Source organism: Paenibacillus sp. JCM 9796 (assembly GCF_055379675.1).
On sequence record NZ_AP043723.1, the window covers coordinates 2,412,091 to 2,427,883 of the forward strand.

The window sequence follows — 15,793 nt, forward strand, 5'->3', positions numbered from 1 at the left end:
CCCACTTGCATCGTTCGATGCTAACAGCACAATAGGTGCCGATAGCTCTCATCAAATTCGCGTTACCGTGAATTTCCTTCAACCCATGCGACGCCGATGAACGTTGGTTCGTCAGCGTCATAGGTATTATATGAGTTCACTATCAGAACCTATTTGCTATTTATTAATGAAGCCTTTGTAATGGCGTTTGATCAATTGGCTTTCGATGGTTTTCATCGTTTCCAAACCTACACCGACTACGATAAGTAAGGAAGTACCGCCAATTTGAACCGACTGCGGCAAACCGGCGATTGCGGCGAAAATCATCGGAATAATCGATACCGCGGCCAAGAACAACGCACCGGAAAGGGTGATTCGAGTCATCACTCGGGTAAAGTACACTTCCGTGTTTTTCCCCGGGCGAATGCCTGGAATGTATCCGCCGTTCTTTTTCATCTGCTCGGCCATTTGTACAGGGTTAAACTGCACGAACGTGTAGAAGTACGTAAAGCCGATAATCAGCAGAACGTACAGTACCATGCCGAGAGGTGCCGTATGGCTCAAGTTTGTAATGATCCATTCCGCGACGCCATTCCCTCTCCAAAAGCTTGCAATGGTTGGAGGGAATACAAGCAGCGACAACGCGAAGATGACGGGAATAACGCCCGCAGCATTCACTTTAAGCGGAATGTGCGTGGATTGTCCGCCGAACATTTTACGTCCGACTACGCGTTTAGCGTATTGAACAGGGATCTTACGAACTCCTTGCTGAACGAAAATGACACCGGCAATCAACGCGATAACGACGATGAGAATGATCAGCACCTTAAGAATATTAAGGAACAGCGCATCTCCGGCATCGGCAAATTGCGTTTGGTAAATTTGGCCGATACCTGTCGGAATCGCAGCGACAATACCCGCGAAGATGATAATGGAAATACCATTTCCAATGCCATTTTCGGTGATTTGTTCCCCTAACCACATCAGAAATGCTGTACCAGCCGTGAGCACGATGGCGATTAAAGCATATGTCGTGAAATTCGGGTTAATAACCAGACCCGTGTAAAGCCGGTTAAAACCGATCGCAAAACTAAATGCTTGTATAAGCCCTAACACGATGGTCCCGTAACGGGTAATTTGACTAAGCTTCTTGCGGCCCACTTCGCCTTCTTTGGCCCATTGGGTGAACGTCGGGATGACATCCATCGACAACAGCTGAACGATGATCGATGCCGTAATATACGGTGTAATCGTCATCGCGAAGATCGAAAATTGGAACAGCGCACCACCGGAGAAAGTGTTCAACAACGCGAACACTCCACTCGTGCTGGCTTGATCTTGAAGCTTTAGAATCTCTGTGTTGATGTTAGGTACCGGAATAAAAGCACCAATTCTGTAGACGATCAACACAAGCAGCGTGAACAGGATCCGTTTCCTCAGATCGTCTACTTTCATAATATTGGATATGGTACGGAACATTAAATCACCTCGGTTTTACCGCCGGCAGCTGTAATTTTCTCTACCGCAGATTGGGAGAATTTGCTCGCCTTTACATTCAGTTGAACCGTGATTTCGCCGTTTCCTAAAATTTTGATGCCGCTCAACGGGTTTTTAACAACGCCGGATTCCATCAAAAGCTCAGGAGTGACTTCCGTACCGCTTGCGAACTTGTTCAAGTCCTCAACGTTTACAGTTGCATACTCTTTGCGGAACTGGTTGGTAAATCCACGTTTTGGCAAGCGACGATAAAGCGGGTTTTGACCGCCCTCGAAACCAGGACGAACACCGCCGCCGGAACGAGCATTTTGACCCTTATGACCGCGAGTTGACGTTTTACCCATGCCGCTACCGATACCGCGGCCTACACGCTTACGGGATTGACGGGAACCAGGGACAGAAGTAAGTTCATGCAATTTCATCGTTTGCACCTCCTCTAGCTATATGTTCAAATCTTAAGCTTCGATTTCTTTAACTTCGACCAGGTGATTCACTTGGCTGACCATACCGCGGATTGCCGCATTGTCTGCTTGTGTTACCGATTGATGAAGTTTGCGAAGTCCAAGTGCCGCAACCGTACGACGTTGTGTCTCAGGACGGCCGATCAGACTGCGTTTGAGGGTAATTTGCAATTGCTTAGCCATGGTATCCCTCCTAACCTAAAAGTTCTTCTACGGTTTTACCGCGAAGCTTAGCAACATCTTCCGCACGCTTCAGGCGCTCTAAGCCTTCCAGGGTAGCGTTAACCATGTTGATGGAGTTCGAGGATCCAAGCGACTTCGTCAAGATGTCGCCTACGCCCGCCAGCTCAAGCACCGCACGAACCGGACCGCCTGCAATAACTCCTGTACCTTTGGAAGCAGGTTTCAAAAGAACTCTACCTGCGCCAAAATGTCCGGTCACCAGGTGAGGAATTGTTGTTCCGACGATAGGAACATGGATCAGGTTTTTCTTAGCATCTTCGATACCTTTACGAATCGCATCAGGTACCTCGGAAGCTTTACCGATTCCAGCGCCTACCCAACCTTTGCCATCGCCCACAACAACAAGTGCGCTAAAGCTAAAACGACGACCGCCTTTTACAACTTTAGCAACGCGGTTAATGTGAACGACTTTTTCAGTCAGCTCTAAAGTATTGGGATCAATACGCAAGTCTTTTACCTCCTTATGTGTAGATTGGTTTAGAATTCAAGACCTGCTTCGCGAGCAGCGTCTGCAAGTGCTTTAACACGACCATGGTACAAGTATCCGCCGCGGTCGAAAACGACCTTCACAACGCCGGCTTTTTTCGCACGTTCTGCGATTAAAGAACCGACTTTAGCTGCTGCGTCTACGTTGCCGCCGTTGCCGAGGCCTTCTTTCAGCTCTTTATCTTGTGTGGAAGCGGCAGCGATTGTTACGCCCTTCACATCGTCGATCAATTGAGCGTACATATGCTTGGAAGAACGGAAAATGTTGAGGCGTGGGCGCTCAGCCGTTCCTTGAATTTTCTTACGAACGCGAAGATGTCTTTTCAAACGCGCTTTGTTCTTGTCGCTTTTAGTAATCATTCGAGGTCACTCCTTTCGAGATCGATGTCGAAGCAATCGGTTCAGCTTAGACTCTTAAGCTGCCTTATTTCTTCTTACCGGCTTTACCTTCTTTACGAAGAATACGTTCGCCTTCGTACTTAATCCCTTTGCCTTTATACGGCTCAGGTTCACGTACGGAACGGATTTTAGCTGCGGTAGCACCGACCAGCTCTTTATCGATTCCTCTTACGATGATTTTCGTGTTGGTTGGCACTTCGAACTCAATGCCATTTGCCGGCTCGATTTCAACCGGGTGAGAGTAACCAACGTTCAAAACCAGCTTGTTGCCGGATTTGTTCGCACGGTAACCTACGCCAACGAGATCGAGATTTTTGACGAAACCGTCAGTTACCCCGCTCACCATGTTCTGAACGACGCTGCGCGTCGTACCATGAAGGGAGCGATGCAATTTATTGTCAGAAGGACGCTCTACGTTGATGACGTCTTCTTGAACACTTACTTTCATATCTTTGTGCAGTTCACGGCTCAAAGTTCCTTTCGGTCCTTTAACCGTAATCAATGTGTTGTCAAGTGTTACGTTAACTCCGCTAGGGATCGTGATTGGTTTGCGACCAATACGGGACATGTTGTGCACCTCCGTTCTTTAAAAATCGATATTACCAAACGTAGCAGATAACCTCTCCGCCAGCTTTCGATTGACGAGCTTCTTTATCTGTCATAACGCCCTTGGACGTCGAGAGAATCGCGATGCCGAGGCCGCCCAGTACGCGAGGTACTTCTTGGCTTTTCGCATAAACGCGAAGACCTGGTTTGCTGATTCTTTTCAATCCTGTGATAACACGCTCATTGTTGGAGCCGTATTTCAGGAACAAGCGAATGATACCTTGCTTGCTGTCTTCGATATATTCAGCGTCACGGATGAAGCCTTCCTTCTTGAGGATCTCAGCGATCTCGCGCTTGATCTTCGAAGCCGGAATTTCCACAGTCTCATGACGAACAACGTTAGCGTTGCGAATGCGTGTAAGCATATCTGCAATTGGATCGGACATAACCATGTGTTGTAAACCTCCTTCCCGAAACTTTGAGTTTTACCAGCTTGCTTTTTTAACGCCAGGAATTTGACCTTTGTATGCCAATTCGCGGAAGCAAATTCTGCAAATTTTGAATTTACGCAATACCGAATGGGGACGACCGCAGCGTTCGCAGCGCGTATATGCCTGCACTTTAAATTTCGGAGCACGCTGCTGCTTAATCTTCATCGAAGTTTTTGCCACTCTCGTTAACACCTCCATAGGTTCCAGTGAAACCCGTATCGTAAGCTAATTATTTCGCGAACGGCATGCCGAGCTGCGTCAGCAATTCGCGGGATTCTTCGTCTGTTTTCGCCGTTGTGACGATTACGATGTCCATACCGCGGACTTTGTCCACTTTGTCATACTCAACTTCAGGGAAAATGAGCTGCTCTTTCAAGCCAAGCGTGTAGTTACCGCGGCCGTCGAAAGCTTTCGTGGATACGCCGCGGAAGTCACGTACGCGCGGAAGGGCCACGTTGAACAGTTTGTCCAGGAAGTGATACATACGCTCGCCGCGCAGCGTTACTTTCACGCCGATTGGCATATTTTCACGCAGTTTAAAGCCTGCGATGGATTTTTTCGCTCTTGTGATAACCGGTTTTTGACCGGCGATCAACTGAAGATCGGAAACGGCGGTATCAAGCACTTTGGAGTTGGAAACCGCTTCGCCCACACCCATGTTGATAACCACTTTCTCGATTTTCGGAACTTGCATAACCGTGGTGTAGTTGAACTTTTGGATCAACGCTGGTGTAACTTCGTTCAGAAAACGATCTTTCATTCTTGCTGCCATGAGTTTGTGTACCTCCTTTCTTACCTTCTCAATTAATCGATAATCTCGCCGGATTTTTTCGCAACGCGAACTTTTTTACCGCTATCCAATACTTTGTAACCAATACGAGTCGGTTGGCCGCTTTTCGGATCAACCAGCATCACGTTGGAAACGTGAATTGGAGCCTCTTGCGTAAGAATTCCGCCTTGCGGATTTGCTTGCGAAGGTTTCGCATGTTTCTTGATCATGTTTACGCCCTCGACCAGCACGCGGTTTTGACGCGGGTAAGCTGCGATTACGCGGCCTTTCTTCCCTTTGTCTTTACCTGTGATAACAAAAACCGTGTCGTCTTTCTTGACGTGCAATTTATTGTTGTGGGACTCGAGTTTTTTCGGTTGTTTTGGCATTTGGATTTACACCTCCTACAGGCTTTCGTTAGAAAACCGCTTCGTAAGAAAAATCTTAGGCTTTCGATTGAAAGCCAGCATCTGTTTCGATCAATTAGATAACTTCAGGCGCCAGAGAAACGATTTTCATGAAGTCTCTGTCACGAAGTTCACGAGCTACCGGTCCAAAGATACGTGTGCCGCGCGGGCTCTTATCTTCTTTTACGATAACCGCTGCATTCTCGTCAAAGCTGATGTAGGATCCGTCCTTACGACGAGCACCGCGTCTCGTGCGTACCACTACAGCTTTAACAACGTCACCCTTTTTGACAACGCCGCCTGGTGTTGCTTCTTTCACCGAGCAGATGATCAAATCGCCAATGTTAGCTGTACGACGACCCGTACCACCCAACACACGGATACACATCAGCGACTTCGCACCAGAGTTGTCAGCTACGTTCAATCGAGTAAATGGTTGAATCATTGTGTATTCCCTCCTTCCGGAATTGATGCCAGATGCATATATTAAACGATAACCGCTTTTTCAACCACTTCAACCAATCTCCAACGTTTATCCTTGGAGAGCGGACGAGTTTCCATGATTTTTACAACATCGCCGATTTTAGCTTCGTTGTTCTCATCATGCGCTTTGAACTTTTTCGTATATTTAATGCGCTTGTGATACAAATCGTGTTTTTTGTAAGTTTCTACAGCAACAACGATGGTTTTATCCATTTTGTCGCTCACGACTTTGCCCACTTGCGTTTTACGCTCGTTGCGTTCAGCCATTGCGAGATCCTCCTCTCAAATTCATTAACTAGTGATTCCCAATTCTCTTTCACGCAAAACAGTCTTTGCCCGAGCAATCTCTTTGCGTACTTTTTGAATCTGTACGGGATTATCCAGTTGACCTGTAGCCAGTTGAAAACGGAGGTTAAAGAGTTGCTCTTTAAATCCGGCAATCTTTTGTTCGATCTCAGCAGTGGTTAAGTTGCGAAATTCACTAGCTTTCATTTGCTTCACCACCCAGTTCTTCTCTTTTCACAAACTTCGTCTTGATCGGCAGCTTGTGAGAGGCGAGACGCATAGCTTCACGGGCGATTTCTTCGCTAACGCCGGCAAGTTCGAACAGAACTTTACCTGGTTTTACGACTGCAACCCATTTCTCTACGTTACCTTTACCGCTACCCATCCGAACTTCAAGCGGCTTTTGGGTAATCGGTTTGGAAGGGAAAATTTTGATCCAAACTTTACCGCCCCGCTTAATATAACGAGTCATCGCGATACGGGCAGCTTCGATTTGACGGTTGGTTACCCAAGCCGGTTCCACAGCTTGCAAACCGTATTCGCCGAAATGTACTTCCTGACCGCCTTTTGCGCGACCGCTCATGCTGCCGCGGTGCTCTTTGCGGTGTTTTACACGTTTAGGAACTAACATGATTAGTTGCCTCCTTCCGTAGCAGCCTTTTTCTTAGCCGTTGGAAGAACTTCGCCACGATAGATCCAAACTTTTACGCCGATCCGTCCGTACGTGGTGTGAGCTTCAGCCGTTCCGTAGTCGATGTCCGCACGCAGCGTGTGCAGCGGCACCGTACCTTCGCTGTAGCCTTCCGTTCTGGCGATTTCCGCTCCGCCCAAACGACCGCTAACCGATGTTTTAATCCCTTTAGCGCCGGATCTCATTGATCTTTGAATCGCTTGTTTCAACGCACGACGGAACGATACGCGACGCTCCAATTGTTGTGCAATGCTCTCAGCGACCAGAATCGCATCCAGGTCAGGGGATTTTACTTCACTGATATTGATGTGTACTTTCTTGCCGTTCGTCAGCTTGGACAGGTAGGCGCGGATCACTTCTACTTCGGAACCGCCTTTACCGATAACCATACCTGGTTTCGCCGTATGAATCGTAACGTTCACGCGGTTAGCCGCACGCTCGATTTCGATGCGGGAAACGGCGGATTCTTTCAATTTTTGCTTCAAATATTCGCGAATTTTAACGTCTTCCATCAACAAATCGCCGAAATCTTTGCCGGCATACCATTTGGACTCCCAATCGCGAATAATACCGATTCTAAGTCCTACCGGGTTTACTTTTTGGCCCACACGTTGTCCCTCCTTATTTCTCAGATACCACTAATGTAATGTGGCTGGTACGTTTATTGATGCGGCTCGCACGACCCATAGCGCGAGGACGGAATCTCTTCAAAGTCGGTCCTTGATCGACAAACACTTGGGAAATCACCAGGCTGTTAGGATCCAGGGAGTAGTTATGCTCCGCATTCGCAACGGCCGAGTTCAGCAGCTTCTCGATGATCGGAGATGCCGACTTAGGCGTATGACGCAAAATTGCAATCGCTTCGCCCACTTGCTTGCCGCGGATCAAGTCAACCACGAGCTGAGCTTTACGGGGAGCAATGCGTACGTATCTTGCAATGGCTTTAGCTTGTTGCATGGATGTACCTCCTCTCGTTCACAAACTGAATCTATGTCACGTTCAATCTTAGCGTTTACCCGTTTTCTTATCGTCGTCGTGACCTTTGTACGTACGGGTTGGCGCGAATTCACCAAGCTTATGTCCTACCATATCTTCCGTTACATAAACCGGAACATGCTTTCTACCGTCATAAACGGCAAATGTGTGTCCGATGAATTGCGGGAAAATAGTGGAGCGGCGGGACCAAGTTTTGATCACTTGTTTCTTGGTTGCTGCATTCATGTCTTCCACTTTCTTCAAAAGATAGCCATCGATAAACGGCCCTTTTTTCAAACTGCGACCCATGCTTCGTTCCTCCCTTCTTTAAGCCAAACGGTAAGTCTATTACTTCGTACGGCGACGTACAATGTATTGGTTGGAAGCTTTGTTCTTCTTCCGTGTTTTGTATCCGAGCGTCGGTTTGCCCCATGGAGACATTGGAGATTTACGACCGATCGGGGAGCGGCCTTCACCACCACCGTGCGGGTGATCGTTCGGGTTCATGACGGAACCGCGAACTTCCGGTCTTTGACCGAGCCAACGGGAACGTCCTGCTTTACCGATTTTGACAAGTTCGTAATCTTCGTTACCTACGGAACCGACCGTTGCGCGGCAAACTTTGAGGATTTTTCTCATTTCGCCGGAAGACAAACGAATCGTTACGTATTGATCTTCTTTACCGAGCAACTGAGCTTCTGTACCAGCAGCGCGAACCAATTGGCCGCCTTTGCCAGGTTTCAACTCAATATTGTGGATAACCGTACCGACCGGGATATTCTCGAGCGGAAGCGCGTTACCTACTTTGATGTCTGCATCCGGACCGGATACGACTTGGTCGCCCACTTTCAAACCTTTAGGAGCGATGATGTAGCGTTTTTCGCCATCCACGTAATGGATCAGCGCGATGTTAGCGGAACGGTTCGGATCATACTCGATTGTAGCAACGCGACCTGGTATTCCATCTTTATTCCGTTTGAAATCGATAATGCGGTATTTACGCTTATGTCCGCCGCCTTGGTGACGAACCGTAATTTTACCTTGGTTGTTACGACCCGCTTTTTTGCTCAGAGGAGCCAAAAGCGATTTCTCCGGCGTCGATGTTGTGATTTCTTCGAATGTCGAAACCGACATCGCACGTCTGGCCGGGGACGTAGGCTTATATTTTTTGATTGGCACGTGGATTCCCTCCTTACTTCAAAAATTATGCTTTAGACGGACTCGAAAAATTCGAGTTCTTTGCTGTCTGGCGTAAGAGTAACAATCGCTTTTTTCCACTCGGACGTATATCCGGAGTAACGACCGTAACGCTTAGGCTTAGCCGGCATTCTCAATGTATTTACATTGGTTACTTTCACTTTGAAAATTTGCTCGATCGCTTGTTTGACTTCCGTTTTGTTGGAACGGATATCAACCTCGAACACATATTTCTTCTCAGCCATCATTTCGCTGGTACGTTCAGTAATGATCGGGCGCTTAATAATATCGCGAGGGTTTTTCATTACGCAAACACCTCCTCTACTTTTTGCACCGCATCTTTCGTAATGATCAGCTTGTCGTACACCATAACGTCAAGCACATTAATACCTTCAGCCGCGACAAACTTCACGCCTGGGATATTACGCGCGGACAACGCTACGTTCTCGTCATAAGCTGCCGTTACGACCAAAGCCTTACGTTCTACTTTCAAGTTGTTCAAGATCGCTGCGAAATCTTTCGTTTTTGGAGCTGCCAATTGAAGCTGATCCAATACGATAATCTCACTTGCCAGCACCTTGGAAGACAACGCGGATTTAATCGCCAGGCGACGTACTTTCTTTGGCAATTTGAACGAATAGCTGCGAGGTGTCGGTCCGAAAACGACGCCGCCGCCTTTCCATTGCGGAGAGCGGATACTACCTTGACGCGCACGACCCGTACCTTTTTGTTTCCAAGGCTTACGACCGCCGCCGCGAACTTCGGAACGCCCTTTAACTTTATGAGTTCCCATGCGAAGCGAAGCGCGTTGCAAAAGCACCGCCTGGTTTAACGCGTAAGCATGCGGTTCGATACCAAACACGCTATCCGCCAATTCCAATTCGCCAACTTGCGAACCACTAACATTAAATACTGCTACTTTTGGCATTTGTTATCCTCCTTTCTTGCTTTCTTACTTCTTCACCGTAGATTTAACGGTTACGAAGCTATTTTTAGGACCCGGAATGGAGCCTTTAATCAAGAGCACGTTACGCTCAGCATCGACTTTAACCACTTCAAGCTTCTGGATAGTTACAGTTTCCGTACCCATATGTCCTGGCAGGTTTTTACCCTTCGGAACACGGTTAGCTTGGATCGAACCCATGGAACCAGGACCGCGGTGATAACGGGAACCGTGAGCCATTGGACCTCTGGATTGGTTATGTCTTTTGATATTACCTTGGAACCCTTTACCTTTGGATGTTCCAGTTACATCAACGAATTCGCCTTCGGAGAATAGATCGGCTTTGATTTCCTGGCCAACTTCATAACCAGCAATCTCAATACCGCGAATCTCTTTAATGTAGCGCTTAGGTGTTGCTCCAGCTTTCTTCGCATGGCCCAACTCCGGTTTATTCGCTCTGTGTTCTTTCTTCTCTTCAAAACCGATTTGGATGGCTTCGTAACCGTCATTCTCCGCATCTTTCTTTTGCAGCACGGTGCAAGGACCTGCCTGGATTACGGTAACCGGTACAACCAATCCTTCGGGAGTAAACACTTGAGTCATCCCAAGTTTCTTACCTAAGATACCTTTAGTCATCGTTGACACCTCTTTTCCTCTCTTGCTTTAAGTTTATCCACAATGTGTATATTACAGTTTGATTTCGATGTCCACACCGGACGGCAGATCCAAACGCATCAACGCATCAACGGTTTGCGGCGTCGGATTGACGATATCGATCAAACGCTTATGCGTACGCATTTCGAATTGCTCGCGCGAATCTTTGTACTTGTGTACCGCGCGCAAGATCGTGATGATTTGCTTCTCGGTTGGAAGCGGAATCGGACCAGACACTCCAGCACCGGAACGCTTGGCTGTGTCCACAATTTTCTCAGCGGATTGATCCAAAACTCTGTGATCATAAGCCTTCAAACGAATACGAATCTTTTGCTTTGCCATAGTATTCCCTCCTTCTATCGCCCAATTTAGTATCGGACATACTCCGTGAAAATCTCCTGACGACCGCCCCTATGGCAAAGGAGCCGGGTGTGTCAGCAACCTCTCACATCATCGCAACGTCACAGACCAACGTTCACTATTATATTAAATATTGAAACAAAAAGCAAGAAGAAAAGCGACTTTTGCCTAAAAATAAATAATCCCTTCATCTATTTAGATGAAGGGATTGGAAACTGCAATTATTTTTGGATGGAAGCAACGGCACCGGCGCCAACTGTACGGCCGCCTTCGCGAATTGCGAAGCGAGTACCTTCTTCGATAGCGATTGGCGAGATCAGCTCAACCGTTACCGTGATGTTGTCGCCAGGCATAACCATCTCTGTGCCTTCCGGCAAGTTGATGATACCCGTAACGTCAGTTGTACGGAAGTAGAACTGCGGACGGTAACCTGTGAAGAAAGGCTTGTGACGGCCACCCTCTTCTTTAGTCAGAACGTAGATTTGAGCCGTGAAGTTCGTGTGAGGCTTAACCGAACCCGGTTTAGCCAATACTTGACCACGCTCGATATCTTTACGGTCTACACCGCGAAGCAATGCGCCAACGTTGTCGCCAGCTTGTGCGGAATCAAGCAATTTACGGAACATCTCTACGCCCGTAACAACGGATTTGCGAGTGTCTTCTTGAAGACCGATGATTTCGACCTCATCGCCGACTTTAATTACACCGCGCTCTACACGACCTGTAGCAACGGTACCACGACCAGTGATCGTGAACACGTCCTCTACCGGCATCAGGAAAGGCTTGTCTGTATCGCGCTCAGGCGTTGGGATGTAAGTGTCGATGTGCTCGAACAGCTCAACGATTTTGTCAGCCCAAGGACCGTCTGGGTTTTGAAGAGCTTCACGAGCTGCGCCGCGAACGATCGGAGTGTCGTCGCCAGGGAACTCATACTCGTTAAGAAGGTCGCGAACTTCCATTTCAACCAGTTCAAGCAACTCTTCGTCTTCAACCATGTCGCATTTGTTCAAGAATACGACGATGTAAGGCACGCCTACTTGGCGGGACAACAGGATGTGCTCGCGAGTTTGCGGCATAGGGCCGTCAGCTGCGGATACAACCAGGATCGCGCCGTCCATTTGTGCTGCGCCGGTGATCATGTTTTTAACATAGTCGGCGTGGCCTGGGCAGTCTACGTGTGCGTAGTGGCGGTTAGGCGTTTCATATTCAACGTGCGCAGTGGAGATCGTGATACCGCGCTCGCGCTCTTCTGGAGCTTTATCGATTTGGTCAAATGCTACAGCGGCACCGCCGTATTTTTTCGACAATACAGTTGTGATTGCCGCTGTCAACGTTGTTTTACCATGGTCAACGTGACCGATCGTACCAATGTTAACGTGCGGCTTATTGCGTTCAAATTTCGCTTTTGCCATGAGTGGATTGCCTCCTTAGATAATGGGATTTATATTAGGCACCTTTGTTTTTTGCGACGATTTCTTCCGCAATCGACTTAGGTACTTCTTCATAGTGCGAGATTTCCATCGAGTATACGCCACGGCCTTGCGTACGGGAACGCAAAGTTGTGGAGTAACCGAACATTTCGGACAAAGGCACCTTGGCACGAATGATTTGTGCGCCGAAACGCGCATCCATACCTTCGATACGCCCGCGGCGGGAGTTCAGGTCGCCCATAACGTCGCCCATGTACTCTTCCGGAACGGTAACTTCGACTTTCATGATCGGCTCAAGCAATACCGGTTTACACTTCTCAGCCGCTGCTTTAAGTGCCATCGAACCGGCAATCTTAAACGCCATCTCCGAGGAGTCGACGTCATGGTAAGATCCGTCAACGACGGTAGCTTTGATATCCACAAGCGGGAAGCCTGCGTATACGCCGTTTTTCATAGACTCTTCAATACCCGCTTGGATCGGAGCAACGAATTCCTTAGGAATCGATCCACCCACGATTTTGCTTTCGAACTGGAAGCCAGTTCCCGGCTCAAGCGGTTCGAACTCCACCCAACAATGTCCGTATTGACCACGGCCACCGGATTGGCGAACGAACTTGCCTTCGACTCTAGCCGGTTGACGGAACGTTTCACGGTAAGCAACCTGCGGTTTACCCACGTTAGTTTCTACCTTGAACTCGCGAAGCATACGGTCAACGATAATCTCAAGGTGAAGCTCACCCATACCGGAGATAATCGTTTGGCCTGTTTCTTCGTCCGTGTGTGCGCGGAAAGTCGGATCTTCCTCGGAGAGCTTGGCCAAAGCAACGCCCATTTTATCTTGGTCGGCTTTTGTTTTCGGCTCAACTGCGAGCTGGATAACCGGCTCTGGGAAGTTCATGGATTCGAGAACGACCGGGTTTTTCTCATCACACAGCGTATCGCCGGTAACGGTATCCTTCAAGCCTACGGCAGCTGCGATATCACCGGAGTAAACTTCGCTGATTTCTTGGCGGCTGTTCGCGTGCATTTGGAGAATACGGCCGATCCGCTCACGTTTGCCTTTCGTTGCGTTCAATACGTAGGAACCGGAGTTCAATACACCGGAATATACGCGGAAGAACGTCAATTTACCGACAAACGGATCCGTCATGATTTTGAACGCAAGTGCCGCAAACGGTTGATCGTCAGAGGATTTGCGAACAACTTCCGTACCGTCGTCCAGCGTACCTTTGATGTCCGGTACATCGAGTGGAGACGGCAGGTAATCAATAACTGCATCCAGCATCATTTGAACGCCTTTGTTACGGTAAGACGAGCCGCAGATGACCGGGAAGATACTAACGGAACAAACGCCTTTGCGCAATGCACCTTTAATTTCTTCGATCGTCAGCTCTTCGCCTTCGAGGTATTTCATCATAAGCTCTTCGTCCAGTTCTGCAACTTTCTCGACAAGCTCAGAGCGAAGCTCCTCGACTTTATCTGCGTATTCCGCAGGTACATCAGACTCAATAGGATCTTTACCCAAATCGTCTTTGTACACATAGGCTCTACGCTCGATCAAATCGATAACGCCTTTGAAATCATTCTCGGCACCGATCGGCAGTTGGATAGCAACTGCGTTCGCACCAAGCTTCGCGCGCATCGATTCGATAACTTGCAAGAAGTCTGCGCCGATGATGTCCATTTTATTGACATAAGCAATCCGTGGAACACCATAACGGTCCGCTTGTCTCCAAACGGTTTCCGATTGCGGCTCAACGCCTTCTTTGGCACTGAATACGCCTACTGCTCCGTCCAATACGCGGAGGGAACGCTCAACCTCAACTGTGAAGTCAACGTGTCCCGGGGTGTCGATAATATTGATGCGGTGATCTTTCCATTGAGCTGTTGTAGCAGCGGAAGTAATCGTGATTCCGCGCTCTTGCTCTTGCTCCATCCAGTCCATCGTAGCTGCACCTTCGTGAACTTCACCGATTTTGTGCACGCGGCCTGTATAGAACAAGATACGCTCAGTTGTAGTCGTCTTACCAGCATCGATATGCGCCATAATCCCGATGTTACGCGTATCTTTCAAGGAGAACTGTCTAGCCATCAGGTTGTCTCCTTCCTAAAAATAGGAATTGTATTTTACCAACGATAGTGTGCGAACGCTTTGTTGGCTTCAGCCATTTTGTGCGTATCTTCACGTTTTTTCACGGAAGCACCAGTGTTGTTGCTGGCATCCATGATTTCGGCCGCCAATCTTTCTTCCATCGTCTTCTCACCGCGAAGACGGGAGTAGTTGACGAGCCAACGAAGTCCCAAAGTGGAGCGGCGCTCCGGGCGAACTTCGATCGGCACTTGATAGTTGGCGCCCCCCACACGGCGAGCTTTGACTTCGAGGACAGGCATGATGTTCTTGATGGCTTGTTCAAACACTTCCATCGGATCTTTACCTGTACGCTCTTGAATCAGATTGAAGGCATTGTACAGAATAGATTGTGCTACTCCTCTTTTACCGTCAATCATGATGCGGTTGATCAAACGAGTAACCAACTTGCTGTTGTATACCGGATCTGGCAATACGTCTCTGCGAGTAACTGGACCTTTACGAGGCATAGTTATCCCCCTTTCTCAAAAAGTGCATTCGATTTTTTAAAATAAAAAATTACTTTTTCACTTTCGGGCGTTTCGCGCCGTACTTGGAACGAGCTTGCTTACGGTTGTTCACGCCTGCAGTATCGAGCGCGCCGCGAACGATGTGGTAACGTACCCCTGGAAGGTCTTTTACCCGACCGCCGCGGATCAGAACGACGCTGTGCTCTTGCAGGTTGTGTCCGATACCCGGGATGTAAGCTGTTACCTCAACACGGTTAGTCAAACGAACACGCGCATATTTACGAAGTGCGGAGTTCGGTTTTTTCGGTGTCATTGTACCTACACGAGTACATACACCGCGTTTTTGAGGGGAGCTGATATCCGTTTGCTCTCTTTTCAAAGCGTTGAAGCCTCTTTGAAGAGCTGGGGATTTGGATTTAACTACTTTCGCTTGGCGTCCTTTACGAACGAGCTGGTTAATTGTTGGCATTGTGGCCACCTCCTTCAAAATGAATGTTCTTCCGTTTTTTCAAGCCCACAGATCCAGGCGAATCGTAAATGAACATAGGAAACGTTTTTGCCCGGGAGTTTGTTGCATTTTCCCGAACAAAAACGTCGGCTCTTTATTCATTCACTACAGCCGCCATAGCGGCGCCTACTTCGATGCCACACGCTTTACCTAACATATTCATGGATTCCACGTAAGTGACTTTAACCCCCATTTTCTTGCAGAGGTTAACCATTTTTATCGTGATCCGCGGATCTGCATCTTTAGCAATAAAAACTTCCGTGGCCTCTCCTAGCTCCACCAGCTTCATCGCTTGCTTGGTGCCTATTGTCAATTTCGCAGCCTGCTTTACTTTATCGAGACTCAGGTTGAATCCCCTCCGAATGACAGGTGACGAGGCATGTAAAATGGC

The 15,793-nt window shown here is 48.2% G+C and carries 27 protein-coding genes; all 27 read right to left on the minus strand.

The genetic code is table 11. The features are described from left to right. Positions 1-156: 156 nt before the first annotated feature. Entirely contained in the window at positions 157-1,458 is a 1,302-nt protein-coding gene (gene secY / locus ACZ439_RS11555) for a preprotein translocase subunit SecY (protein WP_054799670.1), read from the minus strand. Next, complete coding sequence (gene rplO, locus ACZ439_RS11560; RefSeq protein ID WP_054797097.1) at positions 1,458-1,898, minus strand: 50S ribosomal protein L15; 441 nt, start codon at positions 1,896-1,898, stop codon at positions 1,458-1,460. Before rplO ends, secY begins: the two co-directional genes overlap by 1 nt. Positions 1,899-1,931: 33 nt before the next feature. Further along, the gene (rpmD, locus tag ACZ439_RS11565; protein ID WP_054797096.1) at positions 1,932-2,120 is read right to left on the minus strand and encodes a 50S ribosomal protein L30; all 189 of its coding nucleotides are present in this window, start codon (positions 2,118-2,120) and stop codon (positions 1,932-1,934) included. Positions 2,121-2,130: 10 nt separating this feature from the next. Beyond that, a complete protein-coding gene (rpsE, locus tag ACZ439_RS11570) occupies positions 2,131-2,628 on the minus strand; it encodes a 30S ribosomal protein S5 (RefSeq protein WP_127608821.1) in 498 nt (165 codons plus the stop codon). Positions 2,629-2,657: 29 nt separating this feature from the next. After that, positions 2,658-3,026 (minus strand): 50S ribosomal protein L18, encoded by a 369-nt coding sequence (rplR, locus tag ACZ439_RS11575; RefSeq protein ID WP_127608820.1) that lies wholly within the window; start codon positions 3,024-3,026, stop codon positions 2,658-2,660. 64 nt (positions 3,027-3,090) lie between these two features. Beyond that, positions 3,091-3,633, minus strand: coding sequence for a 50S ribosomal protein L6 (rplF, locus tag ACZ439_RS11580; protein WP_155615614.1), 543 nt, complete (start codon positions 3,631-3,633; stop codon positions 3,091-3,093). Positions 3,634-3,664: 31 nt separating this feature from the next. Beyond that, entirely contained in the window at positions 3,665-4,063 is a 399-nt protein-coding gene (gene rpsH / locus ACZ439_RS11585; RefSeq protein ID WP_054797092.1) for a 30S ribosomal protein S8, read from the minus strand. A 33-nt stretch (positions 4,064-4,096) separates the two neighbouring features. Beyond that, entirely contained in the window at positions 4,097-4,282 is a 186-nt protein-coding gene (locus tag ACZ439_RS11590) for a type Z 30S ribosomal protein S14 (protein WP_113022649.1), read from the minus strand. Positions 4,283-4,331: 49 nt separating this feature from the next. Continuing rightward, entirely contained in the window at positions 4,332-4,874 is a 543-nt protein-coding gene (rplE, locus tag ACZ439_RS11595) for a 50S ribosomal protein L5 (RefSeq protein WP_054797111.1), read from the minus strand. Positions 4,875-4,906: 32 nt separating this feature from the next. After that, a complete protein-coding gene (gene rplX, locus ACZ439_RS11600; RefSeq protein WP_218029647.1) occupies positions 4,907-5,260 on the minus strand; it encodes a 50S ribosomal protein L24 in 354 nt (117 codons plus the stop codon). A gap of 94 nt (positions 5,261-5,354) precedes the next feature. Then, entirely contained in the window at positions 5,355-5,723 is a 369-nt protein-coding gene (gene rplN, locus ACZ439_RS11605; protein ID WP_054797090.1) for a 50S ribosomal protein L14, read from the minus strand. A 41-nt stretch (positions 5,724-5,764) separates the two neighbouring features. Further along, complete coding sequence (gene rpsQ, locus ACZ439_RS11610) at positions 5,765-6,028, minus strand: 30S ribosomal protein S17 (protein WP_054797089.1); 264 nt, start codon at positions 6,026-6,028, stop codon at positions 5,765-5,767. A gap of 24 nt (positions 6,029-6,052) precedes the next feature. After that, positions 6,053-6,253 carry a 50S ribosomal protein L29 gene (gene rpmC / locus ACZ439_RS11615; RefSeq protein WP_013921153.1) on the minus strand — a complete coding sequence of 67 codons (201 nt, stop codon included), beginning with the start codon at positions 6,251-6,253 and terminating at the stop codon, positions 6,053-6,055. Then, the gene (gene rplP / locus ACZ439_RS11620; protein WP_054797088.1) at positions 6,243-6,677 is read right to left on the minus strand and encodes a 50S ribosomal protein L16; all 435 of its coding nucleotides are present in this window, start codon (positions 6,675-6,677) and stop codon (positions 6,243-6,245) included. Before rplP ends, rpmC begins: the two co-directional genes overlap by 11 nt. 2 nt (positions 6,678-6,679) lie before the next feature. Then, a complete protein-coding gene (gene rpsC, locus ACZ439_RS11625) occupies positions 6,680-7,345 on the minus strand; it encodes a 30S ribosomal protein S3 (protein ID WP_054797087.1) in 666 nt (221 codons plus the stop codon). A gap of 13 nt (positions 7,346-7,358) precedes the next feature. After that, positions 7,359-7,694 carry a 50S ribosomal protein L22 gene (gene rplV, locus ACZ439_RS11630; protein ID WP_054797086.1) on the minus strand — a complete coding sequence of 112 codons (336 nt, stop codon included), beginning with the start codon at positions 7,692-7,694 and terminating at the stop codon, positions 7,359-7,361. 48 nt (positions 7,695-7,742) lie between these two features. Beyond that, a complete protein-coding gene (gene rpsS / locus ACZ439_RS11635; RefSeq protein ID WP_054799674.1) occupies positions 7,743-8,021 on the minus strand; it encodes a 30S ribosomal protein S19 in 279 nt (92 codons plus the stop codon). A 39-nt stretch (positions 8,022-8,060) separates the two neighbouring features. Next, positions 8,061-8,891 (minus strand): 50S ribosomal protein L2, encoded by an 831-nt coding sequence (rplB, locus tag ACZ439_RS11640; protein WP_141336120.1) that lies wholly within the window; start codon positions 8,889-8,891, stop codon positions 8,061-8,063. 32 nt (positions 8,892-8,923) lie between these two features. Continuing rightward, the gene (gene rplW / locus ACZ439_RS11645; RefSeq protein WP_127608817.1) at positions 8,924-9,214 is read right to left on the minus strand and encodes a 50S ribosomal protein L23; all 291 of its coding nucleotides are present in this window, start codon (positions 9,212-9,214) and stop codon (positions 8,924-8,926) included. Next, a complete protein-coding gene (rplD, locus tag ACZ439_RS11650; RefSeq protein ID WP_054799675.1) occupies positions 9,214-9,837 on the minus strand; it encodes a 50S ribosomal protein L4 in 624 nt (207 codons plus the stop codon). The genes rplW and rplD overlap by 1 nt, the downstream gene beginning before the upstream one ends. Positions 9,838-9,861: 24 nt before the next feature. Further along, complete coding sequence (gene rplC / locus ACZ439_RS11655; protein ID WP_054797084.1) at positions 9,862-10,488, minus strand: 50S ribosomal protein L3; 627 nt, start codon at positions 10,486-10,488, stop codon at positions 9,862-9,864. Between the two features lie 51 nt (positions 10,489-10,539). Beyond that, complete coding sequence (gene rpsJ, locus ACZ439_RS11660) at positions 10,540-10,848, minus strand: 30S ribosomal protein S10 (protein ID WP_013921163.1); 309 nt, start codon at positions 10,846-10,848, stop codon at positions 10,540-10,542. 239 nt (positions 10,849-11,087) lie between these two features. Further along, complete coding sequence (gene tuf / locus ACZ439_RS11665; protein ID WP_127608816.1) at positions 11,088-12,278, minus strand: elongation factor Tu; 1,191 nt, start codon at positions 12,276-12,278, stop codon at positions 11,088-11,090. 34 nt (positions 12,279-12,312) lie between these two features. Further along, positions 12,313-14,388: an elongation factor G gene (fusA, locus tag ACZ439_RS11670; RefSeq protein WP_127608815.1), complete on the minus strand. Its 2,076-nt coding sequence runs from the start codon at positions 14,386-14,388 to the stop codon at positions 12,313-12,315. Between the two features lie 35 nt (positions 14,389-14,423). Further along, the gene (gene rpsG, locus ACZ439_RS11675) at positions 14,424-14,894 is read right to left on the minus strand and encodes a 30S ribosomal protein S7 (RefSeq protein ID WP_054797082.1); all 471 of its coding nucleotides are present in this window, start codon (positions 14,892-14,894) and stop codon (positions 14,424-14,426) included. 49 nt (positions 14,895-14,943) lie between these two features. Continuing rightward, entirely contained in the window at positions 14,944-15,363 is a 420-nt protein-coding gene (gene rpsL / locus ACZ439_RS11680; RefSeq protein ID WP_054797081.1) for a 30S ribosomal protein S12, read from the minus strand. Between the two features lie 133 nt (positions 15,364-15,496). After that, on the minus strand, positions 15,497-15,748 hold the full coding sequence (locus ACZ439_RS11685) for a ribosomal L7Ae/L30e/S12e/Gadd45 family protein (RefSeq protein WP_127608832.1): 252 nt from the start codon (positions 15,746-15,748) through the stop codon (positions 15,497-15,499). Between the last annotated feature and the right edge of the window lie 45 nt (positions 15,749-15,793).

Excerpts from the sequence above, each read along its gene's own strand:
- secY (WP_054799670.1), bottom strand. The coding sequence starts at position 1,458 with ATGTTCCGTACCATATCCAATATTATGAAAGTAGACGATCTGAGGAAA.
- rplO (WP_054797097.1), bottom strand. The coding sequence starts at position 1,898 with ATGAAATTGCATGAACTTACTTCTGTCCCTGGTTCCCGTCAATCCCGT.
- rpmD (WP_054797096.1), bottom strand. The coding sequence starts at position 2,120 with ATGGCTAAGCAATTGCAAATTACCCTCAAACGCAGTCTGATCGGCCGT.
- rplR (WP_127608820.1), bottom strand. The coding sequence starts at position 3,026 with ATGATTACTAAAAGCGACAAGAACAAAGCGCGTTTGAAAAGACATCTT.
- rplF (WP_155615614.1), bottom strand. The coding sequence starts at position 3,633 with ATGTCCCGTATTGGTCGCAAACCAATCACGATCCCTAGCGGAGTTAAC.
- rpsH (WP_054797092.1), bottom strand. The coding sequence starts at position 4,063 with ATGGTTATGTCCGATCCAATTGCAGATATGCTTACACGCATTCGCAAC.
- rplE (WP_054797111.1), bottom strand. The coding sequence starts at position 4,874 with ATGGCAGCAAGAATGAAAGATCGTTTTCTGAACGAAGTTACACCAGCG.
- rplX (WP_218029647.1), bottom strand. The coding sequence starts at position 5,260 with ATGCCAAAACAACCGAAAAAACTCGAGTCCCACAACAATAAATTGCAC.
- rplN (WP_054797090.1), bottom strand. The coding sequence starts at position 5,723 with ATGATTCAACCATTTACTCGATTGAACGTAGCTGACAACTCTGGTGCG.
- rpsQ (WP_054797089.1), bottom strand. The coding sequence starts at position 6,028 with ATGGCTGAACGCAACGAGCGTAAAACGCAAGTGGGCAAAGTCGTGAGC.
- rpmC (WP_013921153.1), bottom strand. The coding sequence starts at position 6,253 with ATGAAAGCTAGTGAATTTCGCAACTTAACCACTGCTGAGATCGAACAA.
- rplP (WP_054797088.1), bottom strand. The coding sequence starts at position 6,677 with ATGTTAGTTCCTAAACGTGTAAAACACCGCAAAGAGCACCGCGGCAGC.
- rplV (WP_054797086.1), bottom strand. The coding sequence starts at position 7,694 with ATGCAACAAGCTAAAGCCATTGCAAGATACGTACGCATTGCTCCCCGT.
- rpsS (WP_054799674.1), bottom strand. The coding sequence starts at position 8,021 with ATGGGTCGCAGTTTGAAAAAAGGGCCGTTTATCGATGGCTATCTTTTG.
- rplW (WP_127608817.1), bottom strand. The coding sequence starts at position 9,214 with ATGAAAAACCCTCGCGATATTATTAAGCGCCCGATCATTACTGAACGT.
- rplD (WP_054799675.1), bottom strand. The coding sequence starts at position 9,837 with ATGCCAAAAGTAGCAGTATTTAATGTTAGTGGTTCGCAAGTTGGCGAA.
- rplC (WP_054797084.1), bottom strand. The coding sequence starts at position 10,488 with ATGACTAAAGGTATCTTAGGTAAGAAACTTGGGATGACTCAAGTGTTT.
- rpsJ (WP_013921163.1), bottom strand. The coding sequence starts at position 10,848 with ATGGCAAAGCAAAAGATTCGTATTCGTTTGAAGGCTTATGATCACAGA.
- tuf (WP_127608816.1), bottom strand. The coding sequence starts at position 12,278 with ATGGCAAAAGCGAAATTTGAACGCAATAAGCCGCACGTTAACATTGGT.
- fusA (WP_127608815.1), bottom strand. The coding sequence starts at position 14,388 with ATGGCTAGACAGTTCTCCTTGAAAGATACGCGTAACATCGGGATTATG.
- rpsG (WP_054797082.1), bottom strand. The coding sequence starts at position 14,894 with ATGCCTCGTAAAGGTCCAGTTACTCGCAGAGACGTATTGCCAGATCCG.
- rpsL (WP_054797081.1), bottom strand. The coding sequence starts at position 15,363 with ATGCCAACAATTAACCAGCTCGTTCGTAAAGGACGCCAAGCGAAAGTA.